We start from the raw sequence: 3,601 nt of genomic DNA on the forward strand, positions 1-3,601 counted from the left end.
AAATTAAATTAAAAATGAATTTTAGGTTCGATCCCCCCTGCCCCCCTTGATAAGGGGGGTGCCGATAGGCGGGGGGATCCCCCCTTAATCCCCCCTTGATAAGGGGGGCATCTGATAATTTTTAACGCTTACCTACTTAAATTTTGGGCGCGCGCGATGCGCTTCTACTATTAGTACAATCATATTATTCTCTGGACTGATTGCAGAGGATAATTCCCCTTGACAAAATCCCACTGTGGGGAAATATCTAGATTAAATTTTGGGCGCACGCGATGCGCTTCTACCATTGGTACACTCATATTATTCTCTGGACTGATTGCAGAGGATAATTCCTCTTGACAAAATCCCAGCACTTGACATATACTTATTTATAGAATGGGAATCCGTGCCTGCCTGCGACCCCCTCATTTTCAGGCAAGATAGACTTAGGAAAATTAAATTTTGAGCGCACATGATGCGCTTATTATAATTAGTACAATCATATTATTCTCTGGACTGATTGTATTCGCCCTCTTTAAGGGGGAATAATAATACAATTGAGAATGCAGTCAATCCCCTTAATCTCTATGGTCAATAAACTATACTACGGTGATAACCTAGAAGTGCTGCGGAAATATATCAAAGATGAATCGATCGATCTTTGTTATATCGATCCACCCTTTAATTCTAAACGCAATTACAACCAAATTTATAACAACTTAGGCAAGGAAGATCAAGCACAAGCACAAGCGTTTGTAGATACCTGGACATGGGATAATCACGCTAACGAAGCTTTAGAAGAAATTCAAAGCAACTATCAGGGTAAATTTACCAGTCAGACTATCGATTTAATTGACGGTTTAACCAAAGTTTTGGGTAAAGGTAGTCTTCTCGCTTATCTGGTGAGTATGACTCTGAGGATTGTGGAAATCCATCGAGTTTTAAAATCTACTGGTAGCTTTTATCTCCACTGCGATCCTACTGCTAGTCATTATTTAAAAATAGTTTTAGATACTGTTTTTTGCTCTCAGGGGGGTGATTATATTGCTGAAATTACTTGGGAAAGAACATCTGCTCATTCAGATTCCAAGACTTTTGCTAATACCACTGATGTTATTTTTTTATATTCCAAGCGAATTTTGATGTTTAATCAACAATTTAAGCCATATTCAGAAGAATATCTGAAAAAATATTATAAGCATCAAGATGGCAAAGGAAGATTTTTAGATAGAGATTTGACTGCTGGGGGACTGTCAGGTGGTGGTTATAACTATGATTGGAAGGGAATTAAAAAGCTGTGGAGATGCCCTATAGAAACAATGCAAAAATACGAAGAAAAAAATAAATTATATTACACAAGAAATGGTACTCCTAGATTAAAGCAGTATTTAGAAGAAATGCCTGGAGTACCACTGACAAATTTATGGAATGATATTCCTCCAATTAACTCACAAGCATCTGAAAGATTGGGTTATCCCACGCAAAAACCGGAGGCATTGCTAGAAAGAATAATCAAAGCAAGTAGTAATAAAGGAGATGTGATTTTAGATGCCTATTGTGGGTGTGGAACGACTATCGCTGTAGCAGAGAGATTAGAAAGAAACTGGATTGGAATTGATATAACCTATCAGAGTATTAGCTTAATGTTAAAGCGATTAGAGGACGCCTTTGGTAAAAATGTTTTAGATAAAATTGAACTGAATGGTATTCCCAAAGATCTAGAATCAGCCAAAGCATTAGCCACTAAACCGGATGATCGTACCCGCAAAGAATTTGAGAAATGGGCGGTTTTAACCTATAGTAATAACCGGGCCGTGATTAATGACAAAAAAGGGGCAGATAAAGGAGTCGATGCTATTGCCTATTTTCAGGGAGATAAAGACAATCGGGAGAAAATTATTTTTCAAGTAAAATCCGGTAATGTCAAATCAGGAGACATCAGAGATCTACAGGGAACCATGACACTACAAGGGGCAGCCCTGGGTATATTTATCACCTTGAAACCTCCTAGCAAAGATATGGTTCAAACAGCCAAATCTGCGGGAATTTATCGCGGTCGTTATATGAGTCAAAGTGTGGATAAAATTGAGATTGTGACAGTACAAGAAATCCTTGAACAAAAAAAACGTCTCGATGTTATCCTCACCTTTGAAGTCCTGAAAGCTGCCGAAAAACAAAGGGAAACCCAAGGACAACAAATGAGTTTAGATATACCCTTCCCCGATTAAAGTTTTTTTCTAAAAAAGACTTGACAAAATCCCCGTACTTGACTCATACTCTCTGAGGGTACGGGTAGAAGGTGGAGGCTATCAGTCTCTTGTCCACACCAGTCCGTTAGATTGTCGGTAATCTCGATTTCCTCCCTACTGATTCGGGGAGGGGCAGAAAAACCGCATCTTTTCTCGATTTATTTTTTTATCTCCCAGAAAATGCGTAAACTCTTTTCCGCTTTCTTCCTCGCTGCCTTAATCACCACCCCCGTTATCCTACCTTCTCCAGCCTTAAGCGAAGTTCGTCAAGAACGGGTACAATTCAAAGCAGGAACATCTGGAACAACCATTCAAGGCAAAATCAAGGGAGGACAGGTCGTTCAGTACCTAATTCGCGCTAATGCTGGGCAGAATATCTCCCTTGCCTTCAATAGCGATAATGGGGGTGCTTCTTTCAACCTTTTTGCACCGGGTAAAGTCCCCGGCAAGGATGCGGCGATGGTTATCGGGTCTAACGCCGGTAACGCTTATGAAGGAATCCTACCAGCGGACGGCGATTATACGATCCAAGTGGGTTTGATCCGCAATTCAGTGCGTAATAATGAGGTAGCTAATTATCGCTTAAAAATCTTTATTTCCAATTATTACAACCAAAGCGATGCCAAAGTACCCGGGACAAATTACCATGCTACGGGTAATGTTACCTGTTCTATGGGCGACGGAAAACCGGCGGGATCTTGTCCCTTTGGTGTCACTCGTCGAGGTAACGGTAGTGCAGATGTCACTGTCACCAAACCCGACGGCCGCAAGCGTATCATTTTCTTTGAAAAAGGGAAAGCGATCGGCTACGATGTTAGTCAGGCGGACTCTGGGGCGTTTAGTGCCTCGAAAGAGGGCGATATTTATTTTATTCGCATTGGCAAAGAACGCTACGAGATTTTTGAAGCGATCATCTTTGGGGGTTAGGTGCTGCTTTTCGTAAGCGCCAAGCATAAAATCCCCATTTAGGATAGTTTGAAGCACATCTTGGCCTTTAGGAAGGTTTTTAACCCTCCTTTGGTTATTTTTGGGGATAGGGTGATAATTTTGTGAAAATATAGGTCAGACTTAACCTAAGACGCATTTAAACCGCTTATTCTTAGATTAGCCGAATCTCCACCCCCCCCTTGCCCTAGGGCTGTTTCATTCTCCCATCAGAATATCAAAAGTAAAAGCGATCACTGTCTTTGTAAAATGATAAGTGACCGCCAACTTTTAAAACATATGTTGAGCTTAATAGAAAAACTAAAACAAGTCAAGGACTTTCCGAAAGATAAAGGAAAAAGACACACTTTATGGATAGTATTAGTAGTAATAATACTGGGAACAATGCTAGGATACTTAAGTTATAGAGAGCTAGGAGATTTTGCTAA

The 3,601-nt window shown here is 40.3% G+C and carries 3 protein-coding genes; all 3 read left to right on the forward strand.

What is annotated here, in order from left to right; genetic code table 11:
• Positions 1–566: 566 nt before the first annotated feature.
• Positions 567–2,207: a DNA methyltransferase gene (locus IM477_RS05685; RefSeq protein WP_287730871.1), complete on the forward strand. Its 1,641-nt coding sequence runs from the start codon at positions 567–569 to the stop codon at positions 2,205–2,207.
• Between the two features lie 201 nt (positions 2,208–2,408).
• Complete coding sequence (locus tag IM477_RS05690; RefSeq protein ID WP_287730870.1) at positions 2,409–3,155, forward strand: p24 family protein; 747 nt, start codon at positions 2,409–2,411, stop codon at positions 3,153–3,155.
• Between the two features lie 297 nt (positions 3,156–3,452).
• The coding region (locus IM477_RS05695; protein WP_287730872.1) for a transposase family protein at positions 3,453–3,601 on the forward strand (149 nt) is incomplete at its 3' end.

The sequence above is a fragment of the Microcystis sp. M090S1 genome (assembly GCF_020246295.1).
Lineage (GTDB): Bacteria > Cyanobacteriota > Cyanobacteriia > Cyanobacteriales > Microcystaceae > Microcystis > Microcystis aeruginosa.